The 15,326-nt window shown below is 47.9% G+C and carries 14 protein-coding genes and 1 tRNA gene; 14 read left to right on the plus strand and 1 reads right to left on the minus strand.

Features of this window, described 5'->3' with window-relative positions:
• The first annotated feature begins 36 nt into the window (after positions 1 to 36).
• Together MUB35_RS08805 and MUB35_RS08810 are read left to right on the plus strand one after the other, a co-directional pair.
• Positions 37 to 882: a MerR family transcriptional regulator gene (locus MUB35_RS08805; RefSeq protein ID WP_244806080.1), complete on the plus strand. Its 846-nt coding sequence runs from the start codon at positions 37 to 39 to the stop codon at positions 880 to 882.
• A gap of 160 nt (positions 883 to 1,042) precedes the next feature.
• On the plus strand, positions 1,043 to 3,805 hold the full coding sequence (locus MUB35_RS08810; RefSeq protein WP_244806081.1) for a glycoside hydrolase family 3 protein: 2,763 nt from the start codon (positions 1,043 to 1,045) through the stop codon (positions 3,803 to 3,805).
• Positions 3,806 to 4,020: 215 nt separating this feature from the next.
• Here MUB35_RS08810 and MUB35_RS08815 read toward each other — a convergent pair.
• A tRNA-Met gene (locus MUB35_RS08815) sits at positions 4,021 to 4,094 on the minus strand.
• Between the two features lie 224 nt (positions 4,095 to 4,318).
• Between MUB35_RS08815 and MUB35_RS08820 the strand changes: the two genes are divergently transcribed.
• The 12 genes from MUB35_RS08820 to dnaB all read left to right on the plus strand — a co-directional run bounded on the left by MUB35_RS08820 (position 4,319) and on the right by dnaB (position 15,075).
• Complete coding sequence (locus MUB35_RS08820) at positions 4,319 to 5,542, plus strand: hypothetical protein (protein ID WP_244806082.1); 1,224 nt, start codon at positions 4,319 to 4,321, stop codon at positions 5,540 to 5,542.
• 12 nt (positions 5,543 to 5,554) lie between these two features.
• The gene (gene srtB, locus MUB35_RS08825) at positions 5,555 to 6,364 is read left to right on the plus strand and encodes a class B sortase (RefSeq protein WP_033140223.1); all 810 of its coding nucleotides are present in this window, start codon (positions 5,555 to 5,557) and stop codon (positions 6,362 to 6,364) included.
• Entirely contained in the window at positions 6,364 to 7,089 is a 726-nt protein-coding gene (locus MUB35_RS08830) for an NAD-dependent protein deacylase (RefSeq protein ID WP_033140222.1), read from the plus strand. Before srtB ends, MUB35_RS08830 begins: the two co-directional genes overlap by 1 nt.
• Before the next feature lie 32 nt (positions 7,090 to 7,121).
• On the plus strand, positions 7,122 to 7,310 hold the full coding sequence (locus MUB35_RS08835) for a DUF951 domain-containing protein (RefSeq protein WP_033140221.1): 189 nt from the start codon (positions 7,122 to 7,124) through the stop codon (positions 7,308 to 7,310).
• Between the two features lie 102 nt (positions 7,311 to 7,412).
• Positions 7,413 to 7,700 carry a 30S ribosomal protein S6 gene (gene rpsF / locus MUB35_RS08840; protein WP_033140220.1) on the plus strand — a complete coding sequence of 96 codons (288 nt, stop codon included), beginning with the start codon at positions 7,413 to 7,415 and terminating at the stop codon, positions 7,698 to 7,700.
• Positions 7,701 to 7,800: 100 nt separating this feature from the next.
• Positions 7,801 to 8,265, plus strand: coding sequence for a single-stranded DNA-binding protein (locus tag MUB35_RS08845; protein WP_033140219.1), 465 nt, complete (start codon positions 7,801 to 7,803; stop codon positions 8,263 to 8,265).
• Positions 8,266 to 8,299: 34 nt separating this feature from the next.
• Positions 8,300 to 8,563: a 30S ribosomal protein S18 gene (gene rpsR / locus MUB35_RS08850; protein WP_033140218.1), complete on the plus strand. Its 264-nt coding sequence runs from the start codon at positions 8,300 to 8,302 to the stop codon at positions 8,561 to 8,563.
• A 178-nt stretch (positions 8,564 to 8,741) separates the two neighbouring features.
• Positions 8,742 to 9,443: a response regulator transcription factor gene (locus MUB35_RS08855; protein ID WP_033140217.1), complete on the plus strand. Its 702-nt coding sequence runs from the start codon at positions 8,742 to 8,744 to the stop codon at positions 9,441 to 9,443.
• Positions 9,430 to 11,052, plus strand: a complete 1,623-nt coding sequence (locus tag MUB35_RS08860; protein WP_244806083.1) for a sensor histidine kinase — start codon at positions 9,430 to 9,432, stop codon at positions 11,050 to 11,052. The genes MUB35_RS08855 and MUB35_RS08860 overlap by 14 nt, the downstream gene beginning before the upstream one ends.
• A 175-nt stretch (positions 11,053 to 11,227) precedes the next feature.
• A complete protein-coding gene (locus tag MUB35_RS08865; RefSeq protein WP_033140215.1) occupies positions 11,228 to 13,273 on the plus strand; it encodes a DHH family phosphoesterase in 2,046 nt (681 codons plus the stop codon).
• A complete protein-coding gene (gene rplI, locus MUB35_RS08870; RefSeq protein WP_033140214.1) occupies positions 13,270 to 13,716 on the plus strand; it encodes a 50S ribosomal protein L9 in 447 nt (148 codons plus the stop codon). The genes MUB35_RS08865 and rplI overlap by 4 nt, the downstream gene beginning before the upstream one ends.
• Before the next feature lie 30 nt (positions 13,717 to 13,746).
• Entirely contained in the window at positions 13,747 to 15,075 is a 1,329-nt protein-coding gene (dnaB, locus tag MUB35_RS08875; RefSeq protein WP_033140213.1) for a replicative DNA helicase, read from the plus strand.
• Positions 15,076 to 15,326: the final 251 nt, after the last annotated feature.

Here is a 15,326-nt window from a genome sequence, read left to right on the forward strand (position 1 = left end):
AATCTGTAAATCAGGAAAGACAGGAGGAAGAAATATATGAGGACTGTAAAACAGGTTTCTGAAATGACAGGTATCAGCGTGCGCGCGCTTCATTATTATGATCAGATCGGTCTGTTAAGACCCACGGTATGTAATGAGGCGGGATACAGGTTTTATGACGATAAAGCCCTGGAGATTCTGCGGCAGATTCTATTCTTTCGGGAGTTTGATATGCCCCTGAAAGAAATAAAGGCCATTCTGGACAGTCCTGATTATGACCGGGAGCAGGTTTTGAGAAGCCAGAAAAGACTTCTGGAACTGAAAATGAAGCGCCTGGAACGCCTGATTTCCAACATGAATGACATTTTGAAAGGAGAAGACAAGATGGATTTTGATGTGTTCAGCAAAGCGGAAATTGAAGAGTTATATAAACATATGACAGACAAAATGAATGAGAGCCAGAGACAGGCAGTCCGGGAGAAATTCGGCAGTATGGAGGCTTTCAAAGCGCATTATATAGAAAATGCATCCAGTGAAAATGTACAGGAAAACTTCAAAAAAGTGGTGGAGTGGTACGGCGATAAGCAGGCTGCACTGGATGCCTCAAAAAATCCTGCCGGTGCTGAGGTCGTGCAGGCATACCAGAACCGGCTTAATGATATCTGCAGCAGACTGGCAGCAAAAAGAGAGATGCCGCAGGATTCTTTTGAGGTCAAATCCCTTATCGGCGAGTATGAATTTGTTTCAAAACAGCTTTACCAGATATCCGACGCAGAGAAAATAATGCTGGAGCTGGCAGATCTTTACCGGGAAAATCAGGCAGCAAAAGAGGCATTTGACGGACAGTACGGGGAAGGTATGGCACAGTATTTTGCAGGGGCCATACGGGAATATTTTGAGTGATTGGAAGACAGCAGGCTGTCGGACGGAGTCCTTTCCGTCCGGCAGGCCTGTTTTTTTAGGTCAAAATCAGCCTAATATGTGTCAAAAACGTCATATTGTCTTTTACTCCGCGCGAAGGTAAAATGAAGAAAGAATAAATCACGCGGATAGGAGAAACAAAGTGGAAAATAAATATGTGATCAACTGGGAAAAATACGCCTCCCTTGCCCGTCAGGCAGCAGCAGAGGGAGCGGTATTGCTTAAAAATGACCATCAGGCCCTGCCCTTAAAAAAGGAGACGATTTCCGTATTCGGCAGGATCCAGTTCCATTATTATAAGAGCGGAACCGGTTCAGGAGGCCTTGTAAATGCAAAATATGTAGTGGGTATAACCGATGCCCTGCTGGAGGAAGAAAATCTGTCCGTCAATGAGGAACTGGCAGAGGTTTACCGTTCCTGGATCGCAGAGCATCCTTTTGACCAGGGAAGCGGCTGGGCGCAGGAGCCCTGGTGCCAGGAGGAAATGCCTCTGGAAGAAAAACTGGTGGAGGAGGCAGCAGCCAAATCCGACGCGGCAGTCATTGTGATCGGCCGTACTGCAGGGGAGGACAGGGACGCTTCGGCAGAGAAGGGAAGCTATCTTCTGACGGATTTGGAAGAGGATATGCTTTCTAAGGTGTGCCGTGCCTTTGAGAGAGTCATTGTTGTCCTGAATGTAGGAAATATCATTGATATGAAGTGGGTGGATAAATACAGACCATCCGCTGTTCTTTACACCTGGCAGGGAGGCCAGGAAGGCGGCCACAGTGTAGCAGACGTGCTGACAGGACGGGTAAATCCCTGCGGAAAACTGGCTGATACCATCGCACATGATATCTCTGACTACCCCTCCACAGAGAATTTCGGTGGAGATACCTTTGATCTCTACACAGAGGATATCTATGTGGGGTACCGTTATTTTGAGACGTTTGCCAGGGACAAAGTGCTGTATCCCTTTGGATTTGGTCTGTCTTATACCGGCTTTGGAATCACGTGCAGCCCGGCAGAACACCGGGATGGGGAGACAATAGTCCGTGTAAAGGTCACCAATACAGGCGCCCTTCCGGGAAAAGAAGTGGTGCAGGTATATGTAAATCCTCCCCAGGGAAAATTAGGGAAACCCCTTAGAAATCTCGCTGCGTTTGCCAAGACAAAATGCCTTGTTCCGGGAGAAGAACAGGAACTTACCTTAAAGTTTTCGGATTATGATATCGCCTCCTATGACGACAGCGGCGTGACAGGACACAAGTCCTGTTATGTTCTGGAGAAGGGCAGTTATGAAGTCTATGCAGGTACAGATGTGCGAAGCGCCGAAGCTGCCGGAAGCTTTGAGATTCCGGAGACAGAGGTGATTTCTGCCTGTACGGAAGCTGCCGGCCCGGTCAGGAAATTTGAGAGAATGCGCGTCGGAAAAGGCGGTGTTTTGGCGTGGGAAGAGGTGCCTGTACGCACTCATAAAATGCAGGAACGTGTGCAGACGGAAACGCTTCCGGACATTACTTACACAGGGGATAAAGGATACACACTGGGAGAAGTTTTTGACGGGGAACTGTCCCTGGACGAATTTCTGGCACAGCTTTCAGAGGAGGATCTGTGCTGCATCGTCAGAGGGGAAGGCATGTGTTCTCCAAAGGTAACGCCCGGAACTGCAGCGGCTTTCGGCGGTGTCACGGAATCCCTGCAGAGGTACGGCATTCCCTGCGGCTGCTGTGCGGACGGCCCTTCCGGTATCCGTATGGACTGCGGAACACCTGCATTTTCCATGCCGAACGGTACTTGTCTGGCCTGCACATTTGACACGGAGCTGTCGGAAGCCTTATACGAAATGGAAGGTGCTGAGCTCAGGAAAAACCGCATTGATACGCTTCTCGGCCCCGGAATCAATATCCACAGAAATCCCTTAAATGGGCGTAACTTTGAATATTTCTCAGAGGACCCGTATCTGACCGGTATGATGGCATCCGCCCAGTTAAAGGGTATGGCACGCTATGGTGTGACAGGAACCGTGAAACATTTTGCGGCCAATAACCAGGAATACCACAGAAGACTTCTGGACTCCGTCATGTCAGAGCGGGCACTGAGGGAGATCTATCTTAGGGGCTTTGAGATCGCAGTAAAAGAGGGAAAAGCCTATTCCATCATGACCACCTACGGCGCAATAAACGGTCTGTGGACAGCCAGCAATTACGACCTTCTGACCACCATCCTGAGGAAAGAATGGAATTTTGACGGTATGGTTATGACTGACTGGTGGGCTGACTTAAACGACGAGGGAGGCCCTGCCTCCACGGATAATCTGGCCGCTATGGTACGGAGTCAGAATGATGTCTATATGGTGACACAGGATTCGCTCACAAATAAAGATAACCTGATGAAGAGCCTGAAAGAGGGAACTCTGAAACGCGGCGCTCTTCTGCGGAGTGCGGGAAATATCTGCCGCATGCTCATGAAATCTCCGGTGATGGAACGGTCCCTCGGCAGAATGTCCGAGGAGGAAAAAAAGGCCGGTGAAGTTATGGCCGGAGAGGACAAGGTGGATTTTGATATTACCTATCACAAGGTGAACGGAAAGCTGGTTCTGGACGGTACAGAGATAGATACGTCAAAAGGAAAAAGCGTGGTGTACGGGATTTTACTGGATACTTTCGGATCTTATACCGTGCGCCTGAAAGTAAAGGCAGACGGCAGTGAGCTGGCGCAGATTCCTGTCTCCGTATTTGCAAATGGGCACCTGGAGGGGACGATTACCATCAACGGAACGAATGGGGAGTGGATAGAGATAGAAAAAACCATTGGTCCGTTGTTCGGCCCTCATAACTATATAAGGCTGTATTTTGCACAGGGAGGAATGAAGATTCAGACCGTGACAGTGGAACTGCAGGAAGAGATAAGCAGAGGCTTTTAATAGGAAAAGGATGACACCGCATGCAGGCTGTTCCCACGTTTGAGGTGCGTGATACAGGCGGAAATATAGAACGCGGTATGATATATACGGCATGACGTTCAGAAGAGTGTAGAACCTTTGGAAGAGAAGGTTCTGCACTCTTTTTTTGCGGTACACAACCTGTAAGTTGTACACAAAAAAAGCCGGGAGACATTTCTCCTGGCCTTTTTTCAGAGTAGCGGGAGTAGGATTTGAACCTACGACCTTCGGGTTATGAGCCCGACGAGCTTCCAGACTGCTCCATCCCGCGTTATATATTTAAGTATATTCAGTATAGTCCCTTTTTATACTAATGTCAAGAAAATAAATCGAAGGCAAAAAGCCTTACTTCCCATGTCCTTTGGACGACGTTTCCCGGGGTGTCCAAAAGCTCTGCCGCCACTTTTCAAAAAAACCATTCAGTTTCCCCCGCAACTATGGTACAATAAAACAAAAACCAACCAACACACCAACAGCAGAAAGGCAGGAGAACAGATGGCGGGAAAATGTATCCTATGCGGTGGAAAATTAAGAAACGGAATCTGCACAGAATGTGGTATGGACAACAATAAATCGGATGCCGCATACCGTTCCCAGGTGAATCGCAGCCAGTGCGAGGATGCCCCCCTAACGCATGTGCACGGGGAGGAGAGCACAGAACTTTACAGGAAGCCGGCTCTGAACCATCCCCGTCAGCAGCAGTACAGCCCTTCGGGCCAGGGCGGGAACGCAGCGAAAAAAAATCAGGGAGCCGGAAGAGCTCCGGGAAAATATACTTTGAACGGCGGAAACACCAAAAACACAGTGGATTTCAACCGTTTACGTGATATATCAAAAAGACCGGGAGGTTCCGGCATGTATTCGCCGGGCAGAGGACGGAGCAGCAACAAAGCGGGGATCACTGTGGTTGTGGTGGCAGTCCTGGCAGGCATGATCCTGGTGTCCATTGGCTATGCCAACAAGTCAGAGACCACTGTGACAACAGAAAAGATCATTAACGAACCGGATTACCAGGAACCGTTTGATTACCAGCAGCCCTACGATTATCCGGAATACACCTTTGATCCCTACCAGTACACTACAAAAGAACTGGCGCCGGAAGGGGAGAACTGGGACACAGAACTGTCTGCGGGGGCGTACATGGTGGGATATGACATCCCGGAGGGCCGGTACGTTGCAGAGGGCGGCGAAGGCATGCGTCTGGAAGTGGCTGATATGGACAGTAATGTGTGGTTCAGCGAATATTTCGGTGAGGATGAGAACCAGGTACAGCAGTTAGATGACGTGAGATTGTTTACCGGTGCCATTGTCATGGTAAACGGCGGCGGAAATATACATATCACATCCGAAAACGCACAGACAGAAGCCGTTGTGACACCTTCCGCAAATCCACTGACAGAGGAGATCACACTGACGGACACCATGGTGGCAGGGGAAGATTTCCCGGAAGGGACCTACGATATTGTCATAGCTGCGGATGATTTTGGAATCGTGACCTATGAACTTCCAAAGGAACAGGGGCAGGAGTATGGACTGAACTTCAGTTTTCTGATGGATTCCAGTCCAAGCGGAGAGTATCCGGACTATACAAGAGAATATAAAAATGCGGTACTCCCCAAAGGCACCACAGTGACAGCGGATGAGCTGACCATAAAACTGGTCCCCAGCTCCAGGATCATTTCTGAGGACTACAATGCGTTTTACGATAACTACAGTTGATAGGAGACACCCATGAGCAGGAAGAATAAAAAGAAGACAACATTCGGAGGCATACTGCGGAATATCATTCTCATTGCAGCTATCTGTGTATTCCTTTTTTCCGCGTACCAGCTTGTTAATATTTATCTGGAGTACAAAAAAGGAACCGACGAATACGACAAGATAAGGGAATATGTAAAAGAACCCGAAGCCGGGAAAGAGGACAAAAAGGACGAACCCAAAGCCAAGGAGGAGGAGGAGAAGAAGGAGGAGCTGATAGGCCCCCAGATCGACTTTGCCGGCCTCAAAGAGATCAATCCTGACATTGTGGGATGGATCCAGATGGAAGCCCTTGATGTGAGCTATCCTATCGTGAAGGGGACGGACAATGACCATTACCTCCATTATACTTTTGAGGGACAGCAGAATGCCGCAGGCGCCATTTTTATGGAACACACCAACAACAGCAATTTTGAAGACTGCAACACCATCATTTACGGGCATAATATGAAAAACGGTTCCATGTTCGGCACCTTCAGGACACTTCACGAGCCGGAAAACCTGACCAGTCCGTATCTGTGGATCTGTCTGCCGGATAAGAGCTACCGCTACGAGATATTTACGGTGCACACAACATCCGCCACGGGCGATACCTACACGCTTTTCAGCGCCCCGGATGACCAGTTCGCGCAGTATTTGAAGAAAATGCGGGATGCCTCAGAATTTGAGGTGGGCACTGAGCCCACCAAGGACGATAAGATCGTAACACTCTCAACCTGCACCGGAAATGATGCAACCAGATTTGTGATACAGGCCAGACGCCTGCCGGAGGTATATAAATAATGGAAGGGACGAAGAAGCTTCAGCAGATTATTTCAGAGAGCAGCAATATTGTATTTTTCGGAGGGGCCGGGGTCTCCACAGAGAGCGGTATCCCTGATTTCAGAAGTGTGGACGGCCTTTATCACCAGCAGTGGGAGTATCCGCCGGAGACCATTTTAAGCCATACCTTTTTCATGAGAAAACCGGAAGAATTTTATCGTTTTTATAAAGCAAAAATGCTCTGTGATACGGCGAAGCCAAATGCCGCGCACTTAAAACTGGCAGAGCTTGAAAAAGCAGGAAAGTTAAAGGCTGTCATTACCCAGAATATTGACAATCTTCATCAGATGGCCGGCAGCAGAAACGTGCTGGAGCTGCACGGAAGTGTATACCGCAACTACTGCATGAAATGCTGCACATCCTACGATTTTGCCTATATGAAGGCAGCAAAAGGCGTGCCGAAATGTGAAAAATGCGGCGGCATCATCAAGCCGGATGTGGTTCTCTATGAGGAGAGCCTGGACAACGGGACGATCACCAGAGCCGTGCAGGCCATCGCCGAGGCAGAGGTCCTGATCATCGGGGGAACTTCCCTGGCTGTCTATCCGGCAGCGTCCCTGATCGATTATTTCACCGGGAAGCACCTGGTAGTCATCAACCGGGATGCCACGCCCAGGGACCGGATGGCAGACCTTGTGATCAATGCGCCCATCGGGCAGGTATTCTCACAGATCCACGTGGAATAAAACAGAAAAGGCAGACAGAAAGGAAACCGGACATGGGTTACAGTTATGAAGTTGGAGATATTGTAAAACTGAAGAAACAGCACCCCTGCGGCAGCCAGGAATGGGAAATCCTCCGGGTAGGTGCTGATTTTCGACTGAAATGCACAGGATGTGGTCACCAGATCATGCTGGCGAGGAGAATTGTGGAGAAAAATACCAAAGATTTGAAAAAAAAGGCTTGAATATCCAGGAATGATGTGTTAGAATAAATCCTCGTGATATATTATTTATCCTTGTTCTCTGCATATCAGAGGGCCAGAAGACCATAAGGAGGTAAAAACAGCATGAACAAATATGAATTAGCATTAGTCGTTAATGCGAAGATCGAAGATGAAGCTCGTGCAGCAGTTGTGGAAAAAGCGAAAGGCTACATTACCCGTTACAACGGAGTTATTTCCGAAGTAGAAGAGTGGGGCAAAAAAAGATTAGCTTACGAAATCCAGAAAATGCGCGAAGGATATTACTACTTCATCCAGTTTGAAGCTGATGCAGCTTGCCCTGCAGAAGTAGAACGCCACATTCGCATCATGGACAATGTATTAAGATATTTAGTTGTTAGAAAAGACGCTTAATTCTTTCTGATGGCACAAAACGCGGATCCATTTAGAATTATGAAAGTAGATTTCTGATTCCCGATACTATGTGCAAGGTAAGAAATGATGAGGTAGAGATATGAACAAAGTAATTTTAATGGGTCGTTTAACCAGAGATCCTGAGGTGAGATACTCCGCAGGAGAAAACTCTATGGCAATTGCCAGATATACAATAGCCGTTGACCGCCGTTTCAAGAGAGACGGAGAAGCTACCGCAGACTTTATCGGATGTGTGGCTTTTGGAAGACAGGCTGAATTTGCAGAAAAATACTTCCGTCAGGGTATCAAGATCGCCATCAGCGGCAGGATCCAGACAGGCAGCTATGTGAACAAAGACGGCGTAAAAGTCTACACCACAGATGTTGTGGTTGAGGACCAGGAGTTCGCCGAGAGCAAAGCAGTCAGCGACAGCCATGTGGGACAGGCTGGCGGACAGGGAATGCAGGGCATGGGAATGCCTTCACCGACACCTGGTGCAGCATCCTCTGCAGACGGATTCATGAACATTCCGGACGGAATTGACGAAGAGTTACCGTTCAACTGATAAAGGACGGAATATGATTAGGAGGTAAAAAATCATGGCTTACGAAAAAGGTAACAGACCGGATTCTCCGATGAAGAGAAGAGGCGGACGCAGAAGAAAAAAAGTTTGCGTGTTCTGTGGAAAAGAAAATAACGAAATCAACTACAAAGATGCAAATAAATTAAAAAGATATGTCTCTGAGAGAGGAAAAATCCTTCCGAGAAGAATCACAGGAAACTGTGCAAAACATCAGAGAGCTTTAACTGTAGAGATTAAGAGAGCAAGACATCTGGCAATTATGCCTTATGTTCAGGACTAATCTGCATACAGAAGCATTGTAGATAGGGCGCCGCTGCGTTGTGCAGCGGCGCTTTTTATATTTCTGAAGAGGTCCGGCAGACGCGGAAAGCACTCTTTTGGTTTCATCACACCAAAAAACGTGTTATAATGGGCACATCGGATGCGTTCGGTTATACAAAGGAAAGTGAGGCAGGTACATGAATTACAAAATTTTAATTGCTGAGGACGAACAGGACATTGCGGAGCTTTTAAAACTATATCTTGAGAATGAAGGCTACTGCGTCTTTTGGGCCGGCAATGGAGTGGAGGCGCTGAAGATTCTGGAGAGGGAGGATATCAGTCTGGCAGTGCTTGATATTATGATGCCCCGGATGGACGGATATGAGCTCACCCGGCGTATCCGGGAAACCAGCAATATCCCCATTCTGATTCTCTCCGCCAGGGATAAGAGCAATGATAAGATCCTTGGCCTGAATCTGGGAGCTGACGATTACATGGCGAAGCCTTTTGACCCGCTTGAGATTGTGGCAAGGGTGAATTCCAACCTCCGCCGTTTTTACCAGTTAAATACAGAGAAACCGAAACGGGAGGAATCCTATATTCTGAAGGTGGGGGATCTGAGCCTGGATACACAGACGCTTGTCCTGAAGAAAAAGGGCGAGGAGGTTCTGCTCACACCAATGGAGTACAAGATTCTGGCCCTGCTTATGAAAAAGCCGGGCACTATCTATACAAAGGTGCAGATTTACGAGAGCACCAGCGGGGAGTATTTTGAGAGCGATGACAACACGATCATGGTCCATATTTCCAATCTCAGGGATAAAATAGAAGATAACCCGAAAAATCCACGCTACATAAAAACCATAAGAGGAGTGGGTTACAAGATTGAAGACAGATAAGAGAAAAACAGGAAGCTTTCTGGCTCTTCTTATACAGAATTATGTGGGATTTACGCTGACCATACTCTGCATTTTGGCATTGATTTCCACTGTCATCAACAAAGGTTTTGAAAGGCGGCTGGACCTGCCCAGCACCAGTGTCCTGGAAGAAAACGAGGGGCTTTTAGAGGCAGGCAGTTATGATAAATTTCCTTATAAAAAGGTGCTTGGCAAAAGAGGAGACTTTGCAGTTCTGGATGAGGACTGTAAGGTGGTGTATAAGAGCAGTGACGAGATGGAGACGTCCTTCACTGCTGCGGAGCTGTACTGTATACCGGAAATGACACTCTGGGAGTTCACGGAGACGACAACCTTTACGAATCAGGAGGGAAAGAAACAGATCCTGGTGAAACGGTACGGGCAAATCCCCAGTCAGGATGGCGAAATGTATGAGGAGACAGAGAGTTTCATGATCCTGGATGAAAATTATAAGGTTCTGACCAATACCATGGACTTTCCTGCAAAGCGTCTCGGGGAGAGGGAACTGCAGTATATGACAGATTCGGTCTCAAAAAAATACGGATACCAGAAACATGTGTTTACCGGGGAGGAGGGCAGAAAGTACACGGCAGTCTTCAAATATAAGAAGATAGATGACCCCAGTTACCGCCAAATTGTCTCTGCCCTGGAACGGCTCTGGCTGCTGACAATCCCGCTGTATATTATCGTTGTGGCCGTTTTTGTGCTCAAACTGAACCGGAAGGTAAAGGTGCCGCTTACTTCTCTGAGCCGCACTATCACCCAGTATCAGCAGGGGGAGAAGCCCAGCAATGAGTACAGAGGGCCAAATGAATTCGTGGAGATAGGTGATGATTTTGTCAGACTTGCCAACCGGCTCAACGAGAGTGAGGAGAGGCGTCTGAAGGCAGACAGGGATAAGCAGAAGATGCTGGCTGACATTTCCCATGATTTAAAGACTCCTATCACGGTGATCCAGGGATATGCCAGGGCTATCTGTGACGGTATGATACCTGAGGAGCGGCGGGAACAGTATCTCAGGACCATTTATCTGAAATCCTCAGCTCTCAATGAACTGATCAACACCTTTTATGAGTACAGCAAACTGGAGCATCCTGATTTCAGCCCTACACTGAAAAGGGAAAATATCTGTGAGTTTGCCAGGGAATATTTGGCAGCCAAATACAATGAGATTGCCCTGGCCGGATTCGACCTGGAGGTGGACATTCCGGAGGAGCCTCTCTTTTGTGACATTGACGCACAGCAGTTCAGGCGCGTGTTTGAAAATATCATTGCCAATGCGCTGCGGCACAATCAGGAGGGAACCATACTGCGCTTTAAGATTGCGGCTGAGGGAAACAGCATCAAGATCACCATATCGGACAACGGAAAGGGAATCCCTCCGGAGATCGCGGATGTTATCTTTGAACCCTTCACCGTGGGGGATGAGTCCCGCAACAGCAAACAGGGAACCGGTCTGGGGCTTGCCATTGCCAAAAAGATCGTGAAATCCCATAAGGGATATATCAGCCTTTCCAAAAAACCGGAAAAGGGAATGTCCACAGAGTTTATCATATGGATGAAAATGGGAGAAACGCTGTCTGAGACATGACGGCGTTTTTCTGCTTTTGATCCCGGCATAAGGGTTCGTCATTTTGCACGAAAATGGGAACTGCAATTTAAAGTTGTGCATCACCGTATTTGATGGTATAATATTAAAGTACATTTTCATCCGGCAACGCATAATGAAGACCGGACAAAGTAGAGAAATTGGCAGGTAAGAGGATATGAATGGGAAAATTAAGATTAAAGGTCAGTTGAAGCTGTACATGCAGTGGCCGGTAATTCTGGCAGTCCTTCTGATTCTCATGGATATTTGTGTGTTCCGCATCAACAGGCGTGCTGGTGCTATTGCCAGCGGATTTTTGGCTGTTTATTTGCTGATAGTTATTTTCTTATACCATCACAGCCGTGCCATCATCATGAATGAGCTGATTTCTTTTGCGACCCAGTACGGGCAGGTGCAGAGAAGCCTGCTGAAGGAATTTATCGTTCCTTACGCGCTGCTGGACAGCAAGGGAAAGCTGATGTGGATGAATGATGCATTTTCCGCCTTGTGTGAAAAACCGCGGAAATATAGAAAATCAATAACCACCCTGTTTCCGGAGATCACTGTGGACACGCTGCCGAAGGAGGATGCTTCTGAGGTTGTATTCCAGTTCAGTGAGAGGGATTATCGTGCGTCCATGCGCAGGATTTCCATCCAGAAGCTTTTGGAGGATTCAGGTCTGGTGGAGGCAGAGGAAGAGAATTTCCTCACAGCGCTGTATCTCTTTGACGAGACAGAGATTAACCGCTACATCCGCAGGACAGAGGACGAGAAGCTGGTTACAGGGCTTTTGTATCTGGACAATTACGACGAGGCACTCAACAGTGTGGAGGAAGTGCGCCGTTCACTTTTGGTTGCTCTGATAGAAAGAAAGCTGAACAAGTATTTCAGCGAGGTAGACTGTCTTGTGAAGAAGCTGGAAAAAGACAAGTTTATACTTGTGATGCGCCAGCGCTCTCTGGAGGAACTGAAGAAGAAACGTTTCAATATTCTGGAAGACGTAAAAACCGTCAACATCGGAAACGACATGGCAGTGACCATCAGTATCGGTATCGGTATCAATGCGCCCAGCTATGCCCAGAATTATGAGTACTCCAGAATCGCCATTGACCTTGCCCTTGGCCGCGGCGGTGACCAGGTGGTGATCAAGGACAAAGAGAGCATGACATATTTTGGCGGGAAATCCCAGCAGATGGGCAAGAATACCCGTGTGAAGGCACGTGTGAAGGCACATGCCCTGAAAGAATTTATGGTTGCCAAGGATAAAGTGGTGGTCATGGGACACAAGATTTCCGATGTGGACTCTATCGGTGCCGGTATCGGTATCTACAGGGCAGCAAAATCCCTGAATAAGAAGGCCCATATTGTTGTAAATAATCCAACCATGTCTGTGCGCCCTATCATTGAGAATTTTATGAACAATCCGGATTATGATGAGCATATGTTTGTGGACAGCGCGGAGGCAAAGGATATTGTGGACAACAATACCGTTGTGGTCGTGGTGGATACCAATAAACCAAGCTACACGGAGTGTGAGGAGCTTCTTTCTAAGACAAAAACCATTGTGGTGCTGGATCATCACCGCCAGGGTGCGGAAGTGATTTCCAATGCAGTGCTCTCTTATATAGAGCCTTTTGCTTCCTCAGCTTGTGAGATGGTGGCAGAGATCCTGCAGTATTTCTCTGATGATATCAGGATTTACAATATAGAGGCTGATGCCCTTTACTCCGGCATCATCATTGACACTAACAATTTTACAGCCAAGACGGGTGTGAGAACATTTGAAGCTGCTGCTTTTCTGCGCCGGTGTGGTGCGGATGTGACCCGCGTGCGTAAAATGTTCCGGGACGATGTGGCGTCCTACCGGGCGAAAGCTGAGGCAATCCGTCATGTGGAGACTTATCGGAATTATTTCGCCATTGCAGTCTGCCCCAGTGAGGGTCTGGACAGCCCTACCATTGTGGCGTCTCAGGCAGCCAATGAGCTTCTGAATATCAGCAGTGTGCGGGCATCCTTTGTGCTCACAGACTATAATCACACCATTTATTTCAGCGCCCGGGCCATTGATGAGGTGAATGTGCAGCTTATCATGGAACGTCTGGGAGGAGGCGGCCACATCAATATGGCCGGAGCACAGCTCAAGGATGAGACGATGGAAATCGCTGTTATCAAACTGAAAGAGACCATTGACCAGATGATTAAGGAAGGAGATATAGAGATATGAAAGTAATTTTAATGGAAGACGTAAAATCCCTGGGTAAAAAGGGTGACATTGTAAATGTAAGCGACGGATATGCCAGAAACATGCTGTTTCCAAAGAAACTTGGCCTGGAGGCCACATCCAAAAACATCAATGATTTAAAGCTCCAGAAAGCTCACGAGGATAAGGTGGCACAGGAGCTGCTTGATGCAGCCCAGGCTTTCAAGGCAGAGCTGGAGACAAAAGAAGTGACCGTATCCATCAAGGTGGGAGAAAACGGCCGTACATTTGGTTCTGTCTCCTCAAAAGAGCTGGCTGAAGCAGCAAAAGACCAGCTGGGATATGATATTGACAAAAAGAAAATGCAGCTTTCCTCCCCGATCAAAGAACTGGGGACCACAAAGGTGCCGATTCGTCTGCATCCGAAAGTGACAGCAGAGCTGAAAGTCATTGTGAAGGAAGCATAACGCTTCCGGGGGAAAGGAGCCATAGCTGTCATGGAAGAAGCACTCATAAAGAGAATCCTGCCCCACAGCATTGAGGCGGAGCAGTCGGTTATCGGTTCCATGATCATGAACAAAGATGCCATCGTGACCGCATCGGAGATTATTACAGGTGATGATTTTTATCAGCAGCAGTATGGCATTGTCTTTGAAGCCATGGTGGGGCTTTACAATGAGAACAAGCCTGTGGATCTGGTGACACTGCAGAACAGGCTGAAAGAGCTGGATGTGCCGCCTGAGATCTCCAGCATGGAGTTTGTGGGAGAGCTGGTGGCAGCAGTGCCTACCTCTGTCAATGTAAAGTATTACGCAGAGATTGTGTCTGAAAAGGCGATGCTGCGCAAACTGATCAAGACCACAGAGGAGATTGCCAACACCTGTTATCTTGGCAATGAGCGGACGCAGGATATTCTTGAGATTACGGAAAAGAAGATTTTTGACCTGGTACAGAGAAAAAGCAGTGATGAATTTGTACCGATAAAGGATGTGGTCCTGAATGCCATTGAGAAGATTGAGAAGGCATCCAGGACAAAAGGAAGTGTTACCGGTATCCCTACAGGCTTTATAGACCTGGATTACAAGATGTCCGGTTTCCAGCCGTCTGACCTGATTCTGGTAGCTGCAAGGCCGTCCATGGGTAAAACGGCATTCGTACTGAATATTGCCCAGTATATGGCGTTTAAGAGTGGTGTCACCACAGCAATTTTCAGTCTGGAGATGTCAAAGGAGCAGCTGGTAAACCGTCTGCTGTCTTTGGAGTCAAAGGTGGATTCCCAGAGTATCCGTACAGGTAATCTGGAGGATGAGGACTGGGCAAAGCTGATCGAGGGCGCCAATATCATCGGGTCATCCAATATGATCATTGACGATACGCCGGGTATCTCCATTTCAGAACTGCGGTCAAAGTGCAGGAAGTATAAGCTGGAGCAGAATCTGGGCGTTATCTTTATTGACTACCTGCAGCTTATGTCAGGAAGCGGCAGAAGCGAATCGCGCCAGCAGGAGATTTCCGATATTTCCAGGTCTCTGAAAGCACTGGCAAGGGAACTGAGCGTGCCGGTAGTGGCGCTGTCCCAGTTGAGCCGTGCCGTGGAACAGAGGCCGGATCACAGGCCCATGCTTTCTGACCTGCGAGAGTCAGGGGCAATTGAGCAGGATGCCGATGTTGTTATGTTTATTTACAGAGATGATTATTATAATAAGGACTCTGAGAATAAGAATATTGCGGAGATTATTATTGCGAAACAGAGGAATGGTCCGATCGGGACGGTGAATCTGGTTTGGCTGCCTAATTATACGAAGTTTGTGAATATGAAAAAATAAAAAAGAGGTTCTGCGGCGGGGGTGCTGTGGGGCCTTTTTTGTTGGGAGCGCATCCCAAATCCGCCTCTGCCCCTCCCGGCACGCTTCTCATTCCCCTGGTATTCACACGGCCGCAGGGGAGTGGAGGAGGAAAGTGTCACGTTTGGAAGAGAGTCGCAGATGTGGAAGGGATAGGGAAAAGAGTGGGCAGGGGGTTGACAGTGAGGAAGAGGAGTGATATATTTGTCTTATTAAGAGATAAATATATCACT

The organism is Blautia sp. NSJ-175 (genome assembly GCF_022867815.1).
Taxonomy (GTDB): Bacteria; Bacillota; Clostridia; order Lachnospirales; family Lachnospiraceae; genus Blautia; species Blautia celeris.

Bases quoted from the DNA above. Each gene is read 5' to 3' on its own strand.
- MUB35_RS08805 (WP_244806080.1), top strand. From the start codon at position 37: ATGAGGACTGTAAAACAGGTTTCTGAAATGACAGGTATCAGCGTGCGC.
- MUB35_RS08820 (WP_244806082.1), top strand. From the start codon at position 4,319: ATGGCGGGAAAATGTATCCTATGCGGTGGAAAATTAAGAAACGGAATC.
- srtB (WP_033140223.1), top strand. From the start codon at position 5,555: ATGAGCAGGAAGAATAAAAAGAAGACAACATTCGGAGGCATACTGCGG.
- MUB35_RS08830 (WP_033140222.1), top strand. From the start codon at position 6,364: ATGGAAGGGACGAAGAAGCTTCAGCAGATTATTTCAGAGAGCAGCAAT.
- MUB35_RS08835 (WP_033140221.1), top strand. From the start codon at position 7,122: ATGGGTTACAGTTATGAAGTTGGAGATATTGTAAAACTGAAGAAACAG.
- rpsF (WP_033140220.1), top strand. From the start codon at position 7,413: ATGAACAAATATGAATTAGCATTAGTCGTTAATGCGAAGATCGAAGAT.
- MUB35_RS08845 (WP_033140219.1), top strand. From the start codon at position 7,801: ATGAACAAAGTAATTTTAATGGGTCGTTTAACCAGAGATCCTGAGGTG.
- rpsR (WP_033140218.1), top strand. From the start codon at position 8,300: ATGGCTTACGAAAAAGGTAACAGACCGGATTCTCCGATGAAGAGAAGA.
- MUB35_RS08855 (WP_033140217.1), top strand. From the start codon at position 8,742: ATGAATTACAAAATTTTAATTGCTGAGGACGAACAGGACATTGCGGAG.
- MUB35_RS08865 (WP_033140215.1), top strand. From the start codon at position 11,228: ATGAATGGGAAAATTAAGATTAAAGGTCAGTTGAAGCTGTACATGCAG.
- rplI (WP_033140214.1), top strand. From the start codon at position 13,270: ATGAAAGTAATTTTAATGGAAGACGTAAAATCCCTGGGTAAAAAGGGT.
- dnaB (WP_033140213.1), top strand. From the start codon at position 13,747: ATGGAAGAAGCACTCATAAAGAGAATCCTGCCCCACAGCATTGAGGCG.